This is a genomic window from Thermus islandicus DSM 21543 (assembly GCF_000421625.1).
In the GTDB taxonomy this organism is placed as follows: domain Bacteria; phylum Deinococcota; class Deinococci; order Deinococcales; family Thermaceae; genus Thermus; species Thermus islandicus.
In genome coordinates, this window is record NZ_ATXJ01000002.1 from 215,594 (window position 1) to 232,196 (window position 16,603).

Here is a 16,603-nt window from a genome sequence, read left to right on the forward strand (position 1 = left end):
AGATGTCTAAGCTGGAAGCCATTCTGAGCCAGGAGGTGGAGGCGGAGATCCAGGCCCTCCTGGCCGAGGCCAGGGGGAAGGCGGAGGCCTTGAGGCGGGAGGCGGAGGCCAAGGCCATGGCCCTCCTCGAGGGGCGAAGGCGGGCCCTCGAGGCGGCCTTCCAGGCGGCCCTCCGCCGGGCAGAGAGCGCCGGGGAGCTCCTCCTGGCCACCGCTCGGGCCGAGGCCAGGGGGGAGATGCTTAACGAGGTGAAGGCGCGGGTCCTGGCGGCCCTGAGGGACCTTCCTTCCCGGCCCGAGTGGCCCGAGGTGGTGCGAAAGCTGGCCGAGGAGGCCCTTTCCGCCCTTCCCGAGCCCGAGGCCCTGGCCTCCCACCCGGAAAACCTGCCCCACCTCGAGGCCTTGGCCCAGGGGAAGCTGGAGCTCAAGCCGGACCCTGCCCTGCGCCTGGGGGTGCGGGCCATCGGCAAGGGGGGCAGGACCCAGGTGGAAAACGCCTTGGAGGGCCGGCTGGAGCGGGCCTGGGACGCCCTCTCCTCGAGGGTGGCCCAGGTGCTTTGGGGCTAGGCCATGGCGGACGACTTCGGCTACCTGAACGCCCGGGTTCGGGCGAGGCGGCAGACCCTCCTCAAGGAGAGCTTCTTCCAGGAGGCCCTGGACCTTTCCTTTAGCGACTTCCTACGCCTTCTCTCCGAGACCGTCTATGGCCCTGAGCTTTCCGGGCAGTCCCTGGCCGAAGTGGACCGGGCCATCGCCCGCACCCAGGCGCGGCTTCTCGGGGACCTGCCGCGGCTGGTGGGGGGGGAGGCGCGGGAGGCGGTCCGCCTTCTCCTCCTGCGCCACGACCTGGCCAACCTGCAGGCGGTCCTCCGGGCCAAGGCCACGGGCCGCCCCTTTGAGGAGGTGCTCCTCCTTCCGGGTACCCTGAAGGAGGCCCTCTGGCGCCAGGCCTACGAGGCCCAGGACGCCGCGGCCATGGCCCAGGTCCTGGCCGTCCCCGGCCATCCTTTGGCCCGGGCCTTGCGGGAGGTGCTCCGGGAGACCCAGGACCTCTCCCGGGTGGAGGCCCTGGTGGCCAAGCGCTTCTTTGAGGACGTGGTCAAGGCCGCCAAGGGCCTCGAGGAGGCCTTCCTCAAGGACTACCTTTCCCTGGAGGTGGACGGGGAGAACCTGCGCACCGCCTTCAAGCTCCAGGGGCAGGAGGTGGCCCCGGAGGCCCTCTTCATCCGGGGCGGACGCTTCGTGGACAGGGTCCGTTTCGCCCGGCTTCTGGAGGGGGACTACGCCGTCTTGGATGAGCTTTCCGGGACTCCCTTTGCTCCTTTGGCCGGGGTGCGGGACCTCAAGGAGCTGGAGCGGCGCCTCCGCTGCCTCCTCCTGAGGGAGGCGGCCAAGGGGGCGAGCGACCCCCTGGGGGCGGGCCTGGCCTTGGCCTACGTGAAGGAGCGGGAGTGGGAGGCCGTGCGCCTCAGGCTCCTCGCGCGCCGGGCCTACTACGGCCTCCCCCGGGCCCAGGTGGAGGAGGAGGTGACCTGTCCGTGAGGATCGCCGTGATCGCGGACCCCGACACCGCCTCGGGCTTCCGGCTCGCGGGCCTCGAGGCCTTCGGCGCCCTTACCCCCGAGGAGGCCCGGGCCCGCCTGGAGGAGGCGGTAGCCAAGGGGGTGTACGCCCTGGTGGCCGTGGACCAGGCGCTCCTTCCCGACCCCGAGCGGGCGGTGGAGCGCCTCATGCGGGGCAGGGACCTGCCCGTGCTTTTGCCCATCGCGGGGCTGAAGGAGGCCTTCCAAAACCCCGACGTGGAGGCCTACATGCGCGAGCTGGTGCGCCGGACCATTGGCTTTGACATCAAGCTCTAAAATGGAGGGAAGATGATCCAAGGGGTGATCCAGAAGATCGCGGGCCCGGCGGTGATCGCCAAGGGGATGCTGGGGGCCCGGATGTACGACATCTGCAAGGTGGGGCACGAGGGGCTGGTGGGGGAGATCATCCGCCTGGACGGGGACACCGCCTTCGTCCAGGTCTACGAGGACACCTCGGGCCTCAAGGTGGGGGAGCCCGTGGTTTCCACCGGCCTTCCCCTGGCGGTGGAGCTCGGCCCCGGGATGCTCAACGGCATCTACGACGGCATCCAGCGCCCCCTGGAGCGCATCCAGGAGAAGACCGGGATCTACATTACCCGGGGCGTGGTGGTCCATGCCCTGGACCGGGAGAAGCGGTGGGCCTGGACGCCTAAGGTGAAGCCCGGGGACGAGGTGCGGGGGGGCATGGTCCTGGGCACGGTGCCCGAGTTCGGCTTCACCCACAAGATCCTGGTACCCCCCGAGGTGCGGGGCCGGGTGAAGGAGGTGAAGCCCGCCGGGGAGTACACGGTGGAGGAGCCGGTGGTGGTCCTGGAGGACGGCACCGAGCTCAGGATGTACCACACCTGGCCGGTGCGGCGGGCGCGGCCCGTCCAGAGGAAGCTGGACCCCAACACCCCCTTCCTCACCGGGATGCGCATCCTGGACGTCCTCTTCCCCGTGGCCATGGGGGGCACCGCCGCCATTCCGGGGCCTTTCGGGAGCGGCAAGACCGTGACCCAGCAGTCCCTGGCCAAGTGGTCCAACGCCGACGTGGTGGTCTACGTGGGCTGCGGCGAGCGGGGGAACGAAATGACGGACGTCCTCGTGGAGTTCCCCGAGCTCACCGACCCCAAGACGGGGGGGCCTTTGATGCACCGCACCGTCCTCATCGCCAACACCTCCAACATGCCCGTGGCCGCCCGCGAGGCCAGCATCTACGTGGGCGTGACCCTTGCCGAGTACTTCCGCGACCAGGGGCTTTCCGTGGCCCTCATGGCGGATTCCACCAGCCGCTGGGCCGAGGCGCTTCGTGAGATCTCTAGCCGCCTCGAGGAGATGCCCGCGGAGGAGGGGTATCCCCCCTACCTCGCCGCCAGGCTCGCCGCCTTCTACGAGCGCTCGGGCAAGGTGATCACCCTGGGGGGCGAGGAGGGGGCGGTGACCATCGTGGGGGCCGTCTCCCCCCCGGGCGGCGACATGTCCGAGCCCGTCACCCAGTCCACCCTGCGCATCGTGGGCGCCTTCTGGCGGCTGGACGCCTCCCTGGCCTTCCGCCGCCACTTCCCCGCCATCAACTGGAACGGCTCCTACAGCCTTTTCACCTCCGCCCTGGACCCCTGGTACCGGCAGAACGTGGCGGAGGACTACCCCGAGCTTCGGGACGCCATCTCCGAGCTCTTGCAGCGGGAGGCGGGCCTCCAGGAGATCGTCCAGCTGGTGGGGCCGGACGCCCTCCAGGACGCCGAGCGCCTGGTCATTGAGGTGGGCCGGATCATCCGCGAGGACTTCCTGCAGCAGAACGCCTACCACGAGGTGGACGCCTACTGCTCCATGCGAAAGGCCTACGGCATCATGAAGATGATCCTCGCCTTCTACAAGGAGGCGGAGGCGGCCATCCGCCGCGGGGTGTCCATAGACGAGGTCCTGGGGCTTCCCGTGGTGGAGCGGATCGGCCGGGCCCGCTACGTGGGCGAGGAGGCCTTCCCCGCCTACTTTGAGGAGGCCATGAGGGAGATCCAGGGGGCCTTCAAGGCCCTGGCCTAGGAGGGAAGCATGGACCTCTTGAAGAAGGAGTACACCGGCGTCACGTACATCTCGGGGCCCCTCCTTTTCGTGGAGAACGCCAAGGACCTCTCCTACGGGGCCATCGTGGACATCCGGGACGGCACGGGTCGGGTCCGCGGCGGCCAGGTGATTGAGGTTTCCGAGGAGTACGCGGTGATCCAGGTCTTTGAAGAGACCACGGGCCTGGACCTCGCCACCACCACGGTGAGCCTGGTGGAGGACGTGGCGAGGCTCGGCGTCTCCAAGGAGATGCTGGGCCGCCGCTTTAACGGCATCGGCAAGCCCATTGACGGCCTCCCCCCCATCACCCCGGAGAAGCGCCTGCCCATCGTGGGCCTGCCCCTGAACCCCGTGGCCCGGAAGAAGCCAGAGCAGTTCATCCAGACCGGCATCTCCACCATTGACGTGATGAACACCCTGGTGCGGGGGCAGAAGCTCCCCATCTTCTCCGGCTCGGGGCTTCCCGCCAACGAGATCGCCGCCCAGATCGCCCGTCAGGCCACGGTGCGCCCGGACCTCTCGGGGGAGGGGGAGGAGGAGGAGCCCTTCGCCGTGGTCTTCGCCGCCATGGGCATCACCCAGCGGGAGCTCTCCTACTTCATCCAGGAGTTTGAGCGCACGGGGGCCCTAAGCCGCTCCGTACTTTTCCTCAACAAGGCGGACGACCCCACCATTGAGCGGATCCTCACCCCCCGCATGGCCCTCACCGTGGCCGAGTACTTGGCCTTTGAGCACGATTACCACGTCCTCGTTATCCTCACGGACATGACCAACTACTGCGAGGCCCTGCGGGAGATCGGGGCGGCCCGCGAGGAGATCCCGGGGCGCCGCGGCTACCCCGGCTACATGTACACCGACCTGGCCACCATCTACGAGCGGGCCGGGGTGGTGCAGGGCAAGAAGGGCTCTGTGACCCAGATCCCCATCCTCTCCATGCCCGACGACGACCGCACCCACCCCATCCCCGACCTTACGGGTTACATCACCGAGGGGCAGATCCAGCTCTCCCGGGAGCTCCACCGGAAGGGCATCTACCCGCCCATTGACCCCCTGCCCTCCCTCTCCCGGCTCATGAACAACGGCGTGGGCAAGGGCAAGACCCGGGAGGACCACAAGCAGGTCTCCGACCAGCTCTACTCCGCCTACGCCAACGGGGTGGACATAAGGAAGCTCGTGGCCATCATCGGGGAGGATGCCCTCACGGAGAACGACCGCCGCTACCTGCAGTTCGCCGACGCCTTTGAGCGGCACTTCATCAACCAGGGGCAGCAGAACCGTCCCATTGAGGAGAGCCTGAAGATCGCCTGGGCCCTCCTCTCCATGCTGCCCCAGGGGGAGCTCAAGCGGATTTCCAAGGACCACATCGGCAAGTACTACGGCCAGAAGCTGGAGGAGATCTGGGGCGCGCCCCAGGCCCTGGACTAAGGGGGGGTAGATGAGCCAGGTGAGCCCCACCCGGATGAACCTGCTGCAGAGGCGGGGGCAGCTCCGCCTGGCGCAGAAGGGGGTGGATCTCCTCAAGAAGAAACGGGACGCCCTGGTGGCGGAGTTCTTCGGCCTGGTGCGGGAGGCCATGGAGGCCAGGAAGGCGCTGAACCAGGCGGCGAGGGAGGCCTACTCCGCTCTCCTCCTGGCCCAGGCCTTTGACGGCCCGGAGGTGGTGGCCGGGGCCGCCCTCGGGGTGCCCCCCCTCGAGGGAGTAGAGGCGGAGGTGGAAAACGTCTGGGGGAGCAAGGTGCCGAGGCTCAGGGCGGCCTTCCCGGAGGACCGCCTCTCCCCCCTGGGCACGCCCACGTACACCCTCGAGGCGCAACGGGCCTTCCGCCGCTACGCCGAGGCCCTGATCCGGGTGGCCAACACCGAGACCCGCCTCAAGCGGATCGGCGAGGAGATCAAGAAGACCACCCGCCGGGTGAACGCCCTGGAGCAGGTGGTCATTCCCGGGATCCGCTCCCAGATCCGCTTCATCCAGCAGGTGTTGGAGCAAAGGGAAAGGGAGGACACCTTCCGCCTCAAGCGCATCAAGGGAAAGATGGAGGCCCGGGAGGAAGAGCCCGGGGCTTAGCGCCGCCCCCCCTTCCGAAAAGACCGACCCCGGGCGCAGGCCCGGGGTCTTTAGGATCCGGGTGTTAGCTCGCCCTGGCCTCCTTGAGCATGTGAAGGAGCACGGTTTGGAGGATGCCGCCGTTTTTGTAGTAGTCCACCTCTACGGCGGTGTCCAGGCGGGCCTTGGCCCGGAAGCGCACCTCGGTGCCGTCCTCCCGGCGGGCCACCACCTCCACGAGCTTCCCCGGGCTAAGGTCCTCGAGGCCCAGAATGTCGTAGGTCTCGTAGCCGGTAAGCCCCAGGGTCTCCCGGTTCTCCCCAGGGAGGAACTCCAGGGGAAGGACGCCCATGCCCACCAGGTTGGAGCGGTGGATCCGCTCGTAACTTTCCGCCAGCACGGCCCTGATGCCCAAGAGGTAGGTGCCCTTGGCGGCCCAGTCGCGGCTACTGCCGGTGCCGTACTCCTTCCCGGCGATGACGAGAAGGGGGGTTCCCTCGGCCTTGTAGCGCATGGCGACGTTGTAGACAAAGTCTATGTCCCCCTCGGGGAGCTTCTTGGCGTAGCCGCCCTCTATCCCGTCCAGCATGAGGTTCTTGATGCGGATGTTGGCGAAGGTGCCCCGCATCATCACCTCGTGGTTGCCCCGCCTCGAGCCGTAGGAGTTGAAGTCCTCCGGCTTAACCCCCTTGGACAGGAGGTACTGGCCGGCGGGGCTCTTTACCGGGATGGCCCCGGCGGGCGAAATGTGGTCCGTGGTGACCGAGTCGCCCAGGACCAGGAGGACCCTGGCCCCCCGGATGTCCTTCACCTCCCGCTGGCCCAGGTCCTCAAAGAAGGGGGGGTTTTGGATGTAGGTGCTTTCGGGGTCCCAGCGGTAGAGCTCCCCGGTGGGGGCAGGGAGGGCCTGCCAGCGCTCATCCCCCTCAAAGACCCGGCTGTACTCTTTGCGGAAGAGCTCGGGGTCCAGGGTCTTCTGGATGGTCTCCTGAATTTCTTCCATGGAAGGCCAGATATCCTTGAGGTAGACCGGCCTTCCGTTGGGGTCGTGGCCCAGGGGCTCCGTGACGAAGTCCACGTCCATCCGCCCGGCCAAGGCGTAGGCCACCACCAGCATGGGGCTTGCCAGGTAGTTGGCCCGCACATGGGGGTTGATGCGCCCCTCAAAGTTGCGGTTCCCGGAGAGGACCGCGGCCACCACCAGGTTCCCCTCCTCCACCGCCTTGGCGATGTCCTCGGGAAGGGGTCCGGAGTTGCCGATGCAGGTGGTGCACCCGTAGCCCACCAGGTGGAAGCCCAGGGCCTCGAGGAAGGGAAGCAGGCCGCTGTTCTCCAGGTAGTCCGTCACCACCTTGGAGCCCGGGGCCAGGGAGGTCTTCACCCAGGGCTTCCGGTCCAGCCCCGCCTCCACCGCCTTCTTGGCGAGAAGCCCCGCCCCCAGCATCACCGAAGGGTTGGAGGTGTTGGTGCAGCTGGTGATGGCCGCGATGACCACCGAGCCGTGGCCCAGCTCAAACTCCTCGTCCTGCCGCTTCACCAGGACCTTTTTCCCAAGCTCCCCCTCGGAAAGCCCGAAGCCCCTTTCCTTGACCGGCTTGGTCAGGTGGGCGAGGAAGCTTTGCTTCACCTCCTTGAGGGGCACCCGGTCCTGGGGGCGCTTGGGGCCGGCGAGGGAGGGCTCCACCGCGCTTAGGTCCAGCTCCAGGTGCTCGGAGTACTGGACCTTCCCCTCGGCCTCGGGGGTGCGGAAGAGGCCCACCGCCTTGGTGTAGGCCTCCACCAGCTCCACCAGCTCCTCGGGGCGGCCCGTGAGGCGGAGGTAGTTCAGGGTTTCCTCGTCCACGGGGAAGAAGCCCATGGTGGCCCCATACTCCGGGGCCATGTTGGCGATGGTGGCCCGGTCCGCCAGGGAGAGTTTGGAGACCCCGGGGCCATAGAACTCCACGAACTTGCCCACCACCCCGTGCTTGCGGAGCATCTCGGTGACGGTGAGGACCAGGTCCGTGGCCGTGGCCCCCTCGGGCAACTCCCCGTAAAGCTTGAAGCCCACCACCTTCGGGGCCAGCATGTAGTAGGGCTGGCCCAGCATCACCGCCTCGGCCTCAATGCCCCCTACGCCCCAGCCCAGGACGCCCAGGCCGTTCACCATGGTGGTGTGGCTATCGGTCCCCACCAGGCTATCGGGGAAGGCGAGGGTGAGGCCATCCCGCTTCCCGGTCATCACCACCTTGGCCAGGTACTCGAGGTTGACCTGGTGGACGATGCCCGTGCCCGGGGGCACCACCCGGAAGTTCTCCAGGGCCTTCTGGGCCCACTTCAGGAGCAGGTAGCGCTCCCGGTTCCTTTCGTACTCCTTCTCCACGTTGTAGAAGAAGGCGTAGGCGGTGCCGAAAGCGTCCACCTGGACCGAGTGGTCAATCACCAGGTCAGCGGGCACCACGGGATTGATCCGCTTCGGGTCCCCACCCTTGGCCTGGATGGCGTCCCGCATGGCCGCCAGGTCCACCACCGCCGGAACCCCGGTGAAGTCCTGGAGGATCACCCGGGCGAGCTTCAGGGGGACGTTGATCTCCCCGGGCTCCGGCTGCCAGCGGGCCAGGGCCTCTATGTCCTCCCGGGTGACCTGGTAGCCGTCCTCGTTGCGGAGGAGGCTTTCCAGCATCACCCGGATGGAGAAGGGGAGGCGGGAAACCTCCGCCACGCCCTTCCGCTCTAGCTCCAAGAGGTCGTGGTAGCCGTAGGTGCCACTTCGGGTCTTCAGGGTCTTTAGGGTCTGGAAGCTGTCCTTCATGAGCCCTCCTTTCCCTTCCCCCTAGGGGAAAAGGGACCACCGCTTGGACTTTGGGGGAAGTCAGCCTTCCGAGGGGGGGCGCCCGCCCCGGCGCTTTCCACTATAGCACTTCGCACCCCCAGGACCGGGAGGGGCTTGGGCGGCGCCTCCCACCCCAGACCCTCGAGGAAGAGGAGCACCTCCCGGCGAACCTCCTCCCAAAGGGCCTCCCTGGGCCTTCGGAGGGGCCGGTCGCCCCTTTGGGCCCCGTAGGCCCCGAAGCCCGCGTGGTTGAGCCCCGCCACGTAGACCACCCGCGCCCCCTGGGGGAGGCGCTTGGCCTTCTCCCGCGCCTCCTCTAGGGGCAGAAGGCCATCTTCTGTGCCGTAGACCGCCAGGGTGGGGAAGCCCTCCCGGGAGAGGTCGCCCTCGGGGTAGCTGGCAAGGAGGATCAGGGGCAGCCCTTCCCTGGCCGCTACCTCCGCCGCCACCACCCCCCCGAGGCTGTGCCCCCCCACCACCAGGGGCAGGTCGGGGAAGCCCCGGGCCACCTCCAGGGCCCGCTCCTTGCGGAGGAGGGCCAGGCCCGCGGGCACCTTGAGGAGGGCCACGCCGTACCCTGCCTCCCGCAGGGGAGCGAGCAGGGGGGCGTAGGCCCGGGGGTCCACCCGGGCCCCGGGGTAAAAGGCCAAGAGGGCCTTGGCCCTGGGGGGGAGGAGGAGGAAGGCCTCGGGGGTCTCCCGGGCTCCCTGCAGGGCCGCCAGGGCCAAGGCCTCCGCAGGGTAGGGCCGGAGGAGGTAGCGGCTTGCCCCCACCAGCCCAAGGCCTAGGGCCAGGGGCCCCAAGAGGAGAAGGAGAAGGGTCCGGTTCAGGTGAGGATCACCTCCCGCTTGGCCCTGCGGCCCTCAAAGGCGTAGAAGGCGGCGGGCACCACGAAGAGGGTGAGGAGGGTGGAGGAGAGAAGGCCCCCTAGGATGACGACCCCGAGGGGCCTCCGGTACTCCGCTCCCTCGCCCGTGCCGAGGAGGAGGGGCAGGCTGATGATGAGGACGGTGAGGGTGGTCATGAGGATGGGGCGGAGGCGGAGCCTCGCCGCCTCCACCAAAGCCTCCCTCAGGGGCATCTCCTGCATCCTCCGCACGGCGAAGTCCAGGAGGAGGATGGCGTTTTTGGTCACCAAGCCGATGAGCATCACCACCCCCAGGACGCTGATCACGTCCAGGCCGGTCCCCAGGAGGTAGGTGAGCCAGAAGGCCCCCACCAGGGCCAAGGGCACGGGGAGGAGGAGGTAGAGGGGGTAGCGCCAGGCGTTGAACTGGCTGGCGATGACGAGGTAGTTGAGGGCGAGGGCCAGGAGGAAGGCCAGGGGGGCAAGGCGGAGGAGGTCTCCCGTGAAGCCGGTGAGGCCGGTGGCCTGGAGCTCCACCCCGTTTCCCAAAAGCCCCTGGGCCCTGAGTTCCCCCTCGAGCTCCCGCTGCACCTGGAGGCTCCCCGGGGCCTCGGGGCGCAGGTTGATGTTGATCCCGGCGGCGTAGGCCTGGTTGCGGCGGGAGATGAGGGTGGGGCCCGGCTTCTCCACGAAGCGCCCCAGGCTCCCCAGGGGCAGGAAGGCCTGGAGGGCCGGGGCGTAGACGGGAAGGGAAAGGAGGTCGGCTTCCCCGGAAAGGCGCAACGGGTCGGCCCGGACGAGGATGGCGAGCTCCTCCCCGTCCCGCCTCGCCGTGGCCGCCTGGGTCCCCGACAGGTAAAGCCTTAGGGCCTGGGCCAGGTCCTGAGGGGTGAGGCCGGTGCCGGAAAGCCTCGCCGGGTCGGGGACAAAGACCCGTTCCCGCTGGGTGGCCTCGAGGGTGCTCTTGACGCTGGCCACGTAGGGCTTTTGCGCGATGCGGCGGACGATCTCCTCCGCGCGCCGCTCCAGGAGGGCCCGGTCCGGGCTGGTGAGGAAGAACTGCAGGTCGGCGTCGCCCGGGCTTGGCCCCGTCTGGGCGAGCACGCGGAGGTCGGCTCCCGGGAAGCCCTGGAGGAGGGCCTTGCCCTCCTCGGCGAAGCGCTCGGCCAGGTGGAAGATGTCGGGGCGCTCCCCCTTGGGCTTGAGGACGATCTGTAGCTGCACCCGGCTCGGGTCCGAGACCTGGACCCCTCCCGTGGCGCTGGCCCCCACCGTGGTCACCACCCGGCTCACCGCGGGCTGGGCCAGGAGGTAGGCCTCCAGGATCCGCGCCGCCCGGTCGGCCACGAGGAGGGGGGTGTCCTTGGGGAGGAGGAGGGTGGCGGTGAGGACCCCGGTGTCCGCCCGGGGGGTGAAGTTGAAGGGGATCCTCGGGAGGATGGGGAAGAGGGAGAGGAAGAGGAGAAACGCGAGCCCAAGGGCCCCCCAGGGCCGGGCCAGAACCCCCTTTAGGGCCCGGGCGTAGAGCTCGGTGAGCCGCTTAAGCCCCCTCTCCACCCCTTCGTGGAGGTGGCGGGCCAGGGCCCCAAAGAGGTCCAGGAGGAGGCGGCCCAAATAGCGCCCGAGGCCCAGAAGGGCGGGGTAGAGGGCGAGGAGGAGAAGGTACGGGGGGCCCTGGCGGGAGAGGAGGAGGGCCAGGGTGAGGCCCAGGAAGAGCCCCATGGCGGTGCGGAAGCCCCTGCGGTAGGCCCAGGCGAGGTCCTTGGGGAGGAGGAGGGCCGCCTTCAGGGCCTCTCGGAAGCTGGGCGGGTCGGGGTCGGGGAAGTAGGCGAGCCGCACGGTGAGGAAGAGGAGGGCCTCGAGCCAGCTCACGGCGATGGCCGCCGCCATGCCGAGGCCGAACTGCTGGAAGATCTGGCCGATGAGCCCGGGGAGGAAGCTGATGGGGAGGAAAACCGCGAGGAGGCTTAGGGTGGCCGCGGCCACGGCGGCGCTCACCTCGCTCGCGCCCTTCAGCACCGCCTCCTTGGGGCCGAGGCCCGCCCTCCGGTAGCGGTCAATGTTCTCCGCCACCACGATGGAGTCGTCCACCACGATGCCCACGGCCACGGTGAGGGCGAGGAGGCTGATGAGGTTGTAGGTGAACCCCAGGACCCCGAAGAGGAGGATGGCCCCCGAGAGGGTGATGGGGATGGCCAGGATCACGGAGAAGACGGAGTTCAGCTTCCCCAGGAAGAGGAGGACCACCAGGGATACGGCCAAGGCGGCGAGGAAGGCCTCCTTCACCGTGTCCACCACCGCGGCCCGGATGAAGCGCGTGCTGTCCAGGGCCACCTCGGCCCGAAAGCCCGGGGGCAGGGCCGTTCGGGCCAGGGTCCGCCGCACCCCGTCGGCCACGGCCACGGCGTTGGAGTCCGGGGTCTTGAGCACGGCGAGGAGGACGGCGGGGCGGCCGTTCACCCGGTTCAGGCTCGAGGCCTCCTCCGCCCGCTCCTCCACCCGGGCCACGTCCCGCACCCTGAGGCCCCGGCCCGGGTCCACCAGGAGGCCCGCCACCTCCTCGGCCCGGGCCGGGGTGGCGCGCAGGGTGTAGACCAGGCGCCGCTCCTCCAGGTTGAGGTTCCCCAGGGGGAGGTTGAGGGCCGAGGCGGAGAGGGCCTGGACCACCTGGCCCGGGGTGACCCCCAGGGCCTCTAGGCGGTCGGGGTCCAGAAGCACGCGGATGGCCCTCCTAGGGGCCCCGGTGAGGCGGATGTCCGCCACCCCGGGCACCAGCTGGAGCTTGGGCTTGAGTTGGCGCTCCGCGTAGCGCAGCACCTGGGCCAGGTCCTCTCCCGGGGCCTCGAGGGCCACGTAGAGGATGGGGCTTGCCGAGGGGTCAAACTTCTGCACCACGGGGGCCGAGGCGTCCTTGGGGAGGGCACCGCGGGCCGCGGCCACCTTCTGGCTGGCCTCCACCGCGGCCTGGTCCACGTTCACCCCTTGCTGGAACTCCACGAAGACCAGGCTGAAGCCCTCGGTGGAGGTGGAGCCCAGGGTGCTCACCCCGCTTAGGGTGGAGAGGGCGTCCTCGAGGGGCTTGGAGACCTGCTCCGCCACCTCCTCGGGGCCTGCCCCGGGGTAGGCCGTGGAGACCGCCACCACCGGCACGCTGAAGCGGGGCAGGAGCTCCACCCCGAGCCCAAGCCCAAGCAGGAGGCCCACCAAAACAAGCCCCACGAAGATGGCGGTGGCGAAGACGAAGCGCTCCACGAAGAAGGCCACCAAGGGGTTGGTCCTCACCGCACCACCTCCACGGGGTCGCCGTCCCTAAGCCCTTCGGGGAGGGGGTAGATCACCGGGGTGCCCGGCTTTAGACCCTCCACCACCGACCGGTCGCCTTCCTGGGCCAAAAGGCGCACAGGGATGCGCCGCGCCTTGCCGCCGGATACCGCGTAGACCACCCCCTGGCCGTCCTCGGTGGCCACCGCCCCGGCGGGCAGGAGCACGCCCTCGGCCACCCGCTCCCGGAAGCGCACCTCCGCGGGGCCGGGGGTGAGGGGGCCCTCGGGCCTCAGCACCACCTCCACCAGGCGGTTCTGGCCGGGGAGGTCGGCCTTGCGGAGGAGGGCGGCCCCCACCTCCCGGCCGCTTTGCCGAAGGAGGAAGGGGGTCTTTCGGGTGAGGCGGGCCGCCTCCTCGGGGGGCAGGTAGGCCTTGGCCAGGAGGCGGTCGGTGGTGGCCAGGCGGAAGGCCCGGCTTCCCGTGCCCAGGAACTCTCCCTCCTTGACGAAGACCTCCACCACCTCCCCGGCGAAGGGGGCCCGGACCACGCTCTCCTTCAGGTTCCGCTCCGCCTGGCGGACCTGGAGCCTGGCCGCCTCCACCTGAAGCTCCAAAAGCCGCACGTCCTCGGCCCTCTCCAGTCGGGCTAGGGCCTCCTTGGCGCTCTCGTAGGCGCTTTGGGCTTGCCGGTACTGGGCCTCGAGGCCCTTTAGCTCCAGGGGGGCCAGCGCCCCCGCCTCCAGGAGGGCCCTGCCCTCCTGGTACCGCCTCTCCGCCGCCTGGAGCTGGGCCTCCGCCGCCTGGAGCTGGGCCTCCAGGGTCTTCCGGCTCCCCAGGAGCTGGTTCCTTGCCCGCACCAGGTTGGCCTCCGCCTGGCGCAGGCCCAGGCGGGCCTGGGCCAAGGCCTCCTCAAAAGGGGCAGGGTCCAGGAAGACCACCCCCTCCCCGGGGCCGACCCGCGCCCCCGGGGAGAGGGTGCGCACCACCCGGCCCGGGACCCCGGCGGCCACCAGGCTGTCCTTTTCCGCCTGCAGGGTGGCGGAGGCCTTGGCCTCCCGCTCCAGCACGCCCCACCTGGCCTCCACCGTCCGCACCTGGACCCGGAGGCTCTCCGGGGCCTTAGGGGACGGGGCCTCGGCCCTTTTGGGGGCGCAGGCGAAAAGGAGGAGGGGAAGGAGGAAAAGGGCCCGCCGCATGCCTCACCTCGAGGCCAAAAGGCCGTAGTAGGCCCTGAGGTAGGCGTGCCGCGCCTGGGCCTGGGCGAGCTCCTGTTGCAGGAGGGCGAGCTCCTGCTGCAGGAGGGCGAGCCGGCTGGTAAGCCCCACCTGGAAGCGGCGTTCCTCGGCGGCGTAGCGCTCCCGGGCCGCCTTGTAGGCCTCCTCCGCCGCCTTCACCCCCTGGAGGAGGGAAGGGAGCTGGGCGTAGCGGGCCTCGAGGCCCACCCTGAGGGAGCGTTCCAGGTTGTCCAGGTTGGTCTCCACCGCCTTGATCTGGTCCTCCAGGGCCTCTATGTCCTTCCTGGGGGCGAAGCTTTCGTCCAGAAGGCCCCGCTGCAGGCGTAGGAGCTCCAGGGACTGCCGGAGCTGGAGGAGGTCCGCGTGCGCCTTCAGGAGGTCCTCCACCACGGCCTTCTGCGGCAGGGGGGGCAGCTCGGCCACGGGCTCGGGCTTCCAAGGGCCGAGGAGGTTCTCCAGCGCCCTCTGGGCGCTCTCCTGGCCCCGCCTTGCGGCCTCGAGGTTCTTCCTCGCCTCCAGCACCCGGTTTTGGGCCTCCAGAAGGTCCAGGGAAGTGGCCCCGCCCCCCCTGACCCGCACCTCGGCGGCCTTCAGGGCGAGCTCGGCTACCTCCAGGGCCTTTTCCGCCAGGCGCGCCTGAACCCCGGCCTCCAGGGCCTGGGTGTAGGCGGCGACGAGGTCGCTTTCCGCCTGGGCCAGGGCCCTCTGGTACTTGGCCTCCGCGAGGGCCAAGGCCTGCCGGGCCTGGAGCTCGGAGAGAGGGGTGCGCAGGGGGTCCTGAAGGGTGCGCTCCAGGTCCCTCTGCCGCCCCTCGAGGTCCAGCCGGGCCGTGACCACGGGGGGGAGTGCGGCGGCCTTCTTCAGGGCCTGGGGAAGGGGCTGGGCCAGGGCGAGGCCCAGGAGGAGCCCAAGGGCCAGCGCCCATCGCCCGTCTTGCCGTTTGGGGTTGTTCATGGATTCACCTCCGGGAGGATCTCCCCATAAAACTGATATAGTTCCAAAACACTCCGCTTGAGAGCGTACTCCGCCTGCAGGAGAACAAGCTCCGCCTGTAGGAGGGCGAGCTCGTGTTGCAGGAGGCCGAGGGGGCTCTCCAGGCCCAGTTCCAGCCGCTTCCGGCCCTCCTCCAGCGCCTTCTTCGCCGCCTCCCGCCGCTTCTCGGCCAGGGCCCAGGCGGCCTCCGCCGCGTTGACGGCCCCCTTGAGGCTTTCCTCCTGGACCCGGGCCTGGTCCTCCGCCGCCCTGAGGGCCTCCTCGGCCGCCCGTTCCTGGGCCTGGGCCGCCTCGAGGGAGGCGAGAAGCCCCGGGGAGAGGGTGAGGGTGAGGGAGAGGCGGAGCTCCTCCTTGGTCCGGTAGCTCCCGGCGTTGGGGACGACCGAGGGCGGCCTTGCGGGGTCTTGCCGCAAGTAGGAGAGGGTGGGTTGGAGGGTCCGGCTGGAGAGGCTCAAGGCCAGGGTGTCGTGGTCCGAGGGGTAGAGGAGGAGGCTCCCTTGCAGGGTCGGGAGGAGGGCCCGTTGCGCCGCCCGCACCCCCACCTGGGCCTCGGCCACCCCAAGCCGCGCCTCCTCCACGCCCAGGGGCAGGGTTCCCCGGGGCGGGGGGATCCCGGGCAGGGGGGCCTCCAGGTCCACCAGCCCCTGGGCGGCCCTCCGGGAAAGCTCCAGGTTGCGCCGGGCCTCGTCCCGTCGGTTTCGGGCCTCCTCCAGGCCGAGCTCCGCCTCCCTTAGCTCCTTGGGGTTGGCCTGCCGCCTCCGGGCCGCTTCCAGGCTTTTCTCGGCGAGCTCCAGCGCCTTTTCCGCAATCTGTAGCCCCAGGAGGGCCTGGCGGTAGTTCCCGTAGGCCACCACCGCCTGGAGCTGGAGGGCGGCCAGGGTCTTCCGGTAGGCGAGCTCCGCCCGCCGTAGGCCGATCCGGGCCCGCTCTACCCCGTCCTCCACGTCCCCGAAGGGGAAGGGGGTAAGCACCAGGCTGAGGCTCAGGCTGCCCGCGGTGCCGGGGAGGCTTGAGCAGAGCCGCTCCGGGGTGCAGGCGTAGCCGAAGCGGCCGTACTGGCCCTGCACCTGGAGGGCTAGGGGCCCAGCCTGCGCTTCCAGGGCCTTTCTTGCCGCGAGCCAGAGGGCCTCGGCCTGGCGCTTCAGGGGATGCTCCGCAAGGGGGGCCAGGGCGCCCTGGGCCAGGGCGGGGAGGAGGAAAGGGAGGAGGAAGAGCCTACGCACGCCCGGCCTCCGCGAGCTTCCGCATGAGCCTCAGGAAGGTTTCCAGCTCCTCGGGCTCCAGCCGGGCCAGGCGGCGGGCGAAGACCCTTAGCCATGCCGTGGCCGTCCGCTCGTGGGCTGCCGCCCCGTGGGGGGTCAGGCGGAGGTGGACCCGCCGGCGGTCCTTGGGGTCCGGGGCGCGCTCCAGGAGGCCTGCGCCCTCGAGGGCGGCAAGGAGGTGGGAAACCTGGGAGGGGCGTACCTCCAAACACTCCGCCAGGGCCGAGGGCAGCCGCACCCCTTGGGCCACCAGGGCGAGGGCGTGGGCCTGCTGCAGGGAGAGGCCCTCTGTGGCGAAGGCCTCCTTGGCCTCCTGGAAGAGGGCGTGCATCAGGGCGTACGCGAGCTGGGCGAGCTCCTTGACGGCGGGGGCAGGAGGACCGTTCATATGGTTTAACAATACATACTTGTAAACCATGGGGTCAAGGTTTTCCTTGCCCTCCGCCTCCCCGTCTGCTATGCTGGGGGGCAGCGGTTATGGATCGGCCGCCAAGTCCGCCCCGCACCCGCCTCCCCTT

12 protein-coding genes and 1 pseudogene are annotated in these 16,603 nt (G+C 69.8%); 6 read left to right on the forward strand and 7 right to left on the reverse strand.

The window, feature by feature from the left end; all coding sequences use genetic code 11:
• Positions 1-2: 2 nt before the first annotated feature.
• Genes H531_RS0103610 through atpD form a run of 6 tightly spaced genes read left to right on the forward strand, consistent with a single transcriptional unit; the run spans position 3 to position 5,693 of the window.
• Positions 3-566 carry a V-type ATP synthase subunit E gene (locus H531_RS0103610; protein WP_022797997.1) on the forward strand — a complete coding sequence of 188 codons (564 nt, stop codon included), beginning with the start codon at positions 3-5 and terminating at the stop codon, positions 564-566.
• Between the two features lie 3 nt (positions 567-569).
• On the forward strand, positions 570-1,541 hold the full coding sequence (locus H531_RS0103615) for a V-type ATPase subunit (RefSeq protein WP_022797998.1): 972 nt from the start codon (positions 570-572) through the stop codon (positions 1,539-1,541).
• 2 nt (positions 1,542-1,543) lie between these two features.
• A complete protein-coding gene (gene atpF, locus H531_RS0103620) occupies positions 1,544-1,858 on the forward strand; it encodes a V-type ATP synthase subunit F (RefSeq protein ID WP_156860450.1) in 315 nt (104 codons plus the stop codon).
• 12 nt (positions 1,859-1,870) lie between these two features.
• Positions 1,871-3,607, forward strand: a complete 1,737-nt coding sequence (locus H531_RS0103625) for a V-type ATP synthase subunit A (RefSeq protein WP_022798000.1) — start codon at positions 1,871-1,873, stop codon at positions 3,605-3,607.
• A gap of 9 nt (positions 3,608-3,616) precedes the next feature.
• Entirely contained in the window at positions 3,617-5,053 is a 1,437-nt protein-coding gene (locus H531_RS0103630) for a V-type ATP synthase subunit B (RefSeq protein ID WP_022798001.1), read from the forward strand.
• 10 nt (positions 5,054-5,063) lie between these two features.
• Complete coding sequence (atpD, locus tag H531_RS12775; protein ID WP_022798002.1) at positions 5,064-5,693, forward strand: V-type ATP synthase subunit D; 630 nt, start codon at positions 5,064-5,066, stop codon at positions 5,691-5,693.
• A gap of 64 nt (positions 5,694-5,757) precedes the next feature.
• On the opposite strand, the gene acnA is transcribed toward atpD, so the two are convergent.
• The 7 genes and pseudogenes from acnA to H531_RS0103670 form a co-directional block, all read right to left on the reverse strand.
• Positions 5,758-8,463 carry an aconitate hydratase AcnA gene (gene acnA, locus H531_RS0103640; protein ID WP_022798003.1) on the reverse strand — a complete coding sequence of 902 codons (2,706 nt, stop codon included), beginning with the start codon at positions 8,461-8,463 and terminating at the stop codon, positions 5,758-5,760.
• A gap of 131 nt (positions 8,464-8,594) precedes the next feature.
• A pseudogene (locus tag H531_RS12780) lies at positions 8,595-9,314 on the reverse strand (alpha/beta hydrolase); the annotation flags it as partial.
• Positions 9,311-12,613, reverse strand: a complete 3,303-nt coding sequence (locus H531_RS0103650) for an efflux RND transporter permease subunit (RefSeq protein ID WP_022798005.1) — start codon at positions 12,611-12,613, stop codon at positions 9,311-9,313. The pseudogene H531_RS12780 and the gene H531_RS0103650, both read right to left, overlap by 4 nt.
• A complete protein-coding gene (locus H531_RS0103655; RefSeq protein WP_022798006.1) occupies positions 12,610-13,791 on the reverse strand; it encodes an efflux RND transporter periplasmic adaptor subunit in 1,182 nt (393 codons plus the stop codon). The genes H531_RS0103650 and H531_RS0103655 overlap by 4 nt, the downstream gene beginning before the upstream one ends.
• 3 nt (positions 13,792-13,794) lie before the next feature.
• Positions 13,795-14,784, reverse strand: a complete 990-nt coding sequence (locus H531_RS0103660) for a TolC family protein (protein ID WP_022798007.1) — start codon at positions 14,782-14,784, stop codon at positions 13,795-13,797.
• Positions 14,781-16,046, reverse strand: coding sequence for a TolC family protein (locus H531_RS0103665; protein WP_022798008.1), 1,266 nt, complete (start codon positions 16,044-16,046; stop codon positions 14,781-14,783). The genes H531_RS0103660 and H531_RS0103665 overlap by 4 nt, the downstream gene beginning before the upstream one ends.
• Complete coding sequence (locus H531_RS0103670) at positions 16,039-16,473, reverse strand: MarR family winged helix-turn-helix transcriptional regulator (protein ID WP_022798009.1); 435 nt, start codon at positions 16,471-16,473, stop codon at positions 16,039-16,041. Before H531_RS0103670 ends, H531_RS0103665 begins: the two co-directional genes overlap by 8 nt.
• Between the last annotated feature and the right edge of the window lie 130 nt (positions 16,474-16,603).

Excerpts from the sequence above, each read along its gene's own strand:
- H531_RS0103615 (WP_022797998.1), top strand. The coding sequence starts at position 570 with ATGGCGGACGACTTCGGCTACCTGAACGCCCGGGTTCGGGCGAGGCGG.
- H531_RS0103660 (WP_022798007.1), bottom strand. The coding sequence starts at position 14,784 with ATGAACAACCCCAAACGGCAAGACGGGCGATGGGCGCTGGCCCTTGGG.
- acnA (WP_022798003.1), bottom strand. The coding sequence starts at position 8,463 with ATGAAGGACAGCTTCCAGACCCTAAAGACCCTGAAGACCCGAAGTGGC.
- H531_RS0103655 (WP_022798006.1), bottom strand. The coding sequence starts at position 13,791 with ATGCGGCGGGCCCTTTTCCTCCTTCCCCTCCTCCTTTTCGCCTGCGCC.
- H531_RS0103610 (WP_022797997.1), top strand. The coding sequence starts at position 3 with ATGTCTAAGCTGGAAGCCATTCTGAGCCAGGAGGTGGAGGCGGAGATC.
- H531_RS0103670 (WP_022798009.1), bottom strand. The coding sequence starts at position 16,473 with ATGAACGGTCCTCCTGCCCCCGCCGTCAAGGAGCTCGCCCAGCTCGCG.
- H531_RS0103625 (WP_022798000.1), top strand. The coding sequence starts at position 1,871 with ATGATCCAAGGGGTGATCCAGAAGATCGCGGGCCCGGCGGTGATCGCC.
- atpD (WP_022798002.1), top strand. The coding sequence starts at position 5,064 with ATGAGCCAGGTGAGCCCCACCCGGATGAACCTGCTGCAGAGGCGGGGG.
- H531_RS0103630 (WP_022798001.1), top strand. The coding sequence starts at position 3,617 with ATGGACCTCTTGAAGAAGGAGTACACCGGCGTCACGTACATCTCGGGG.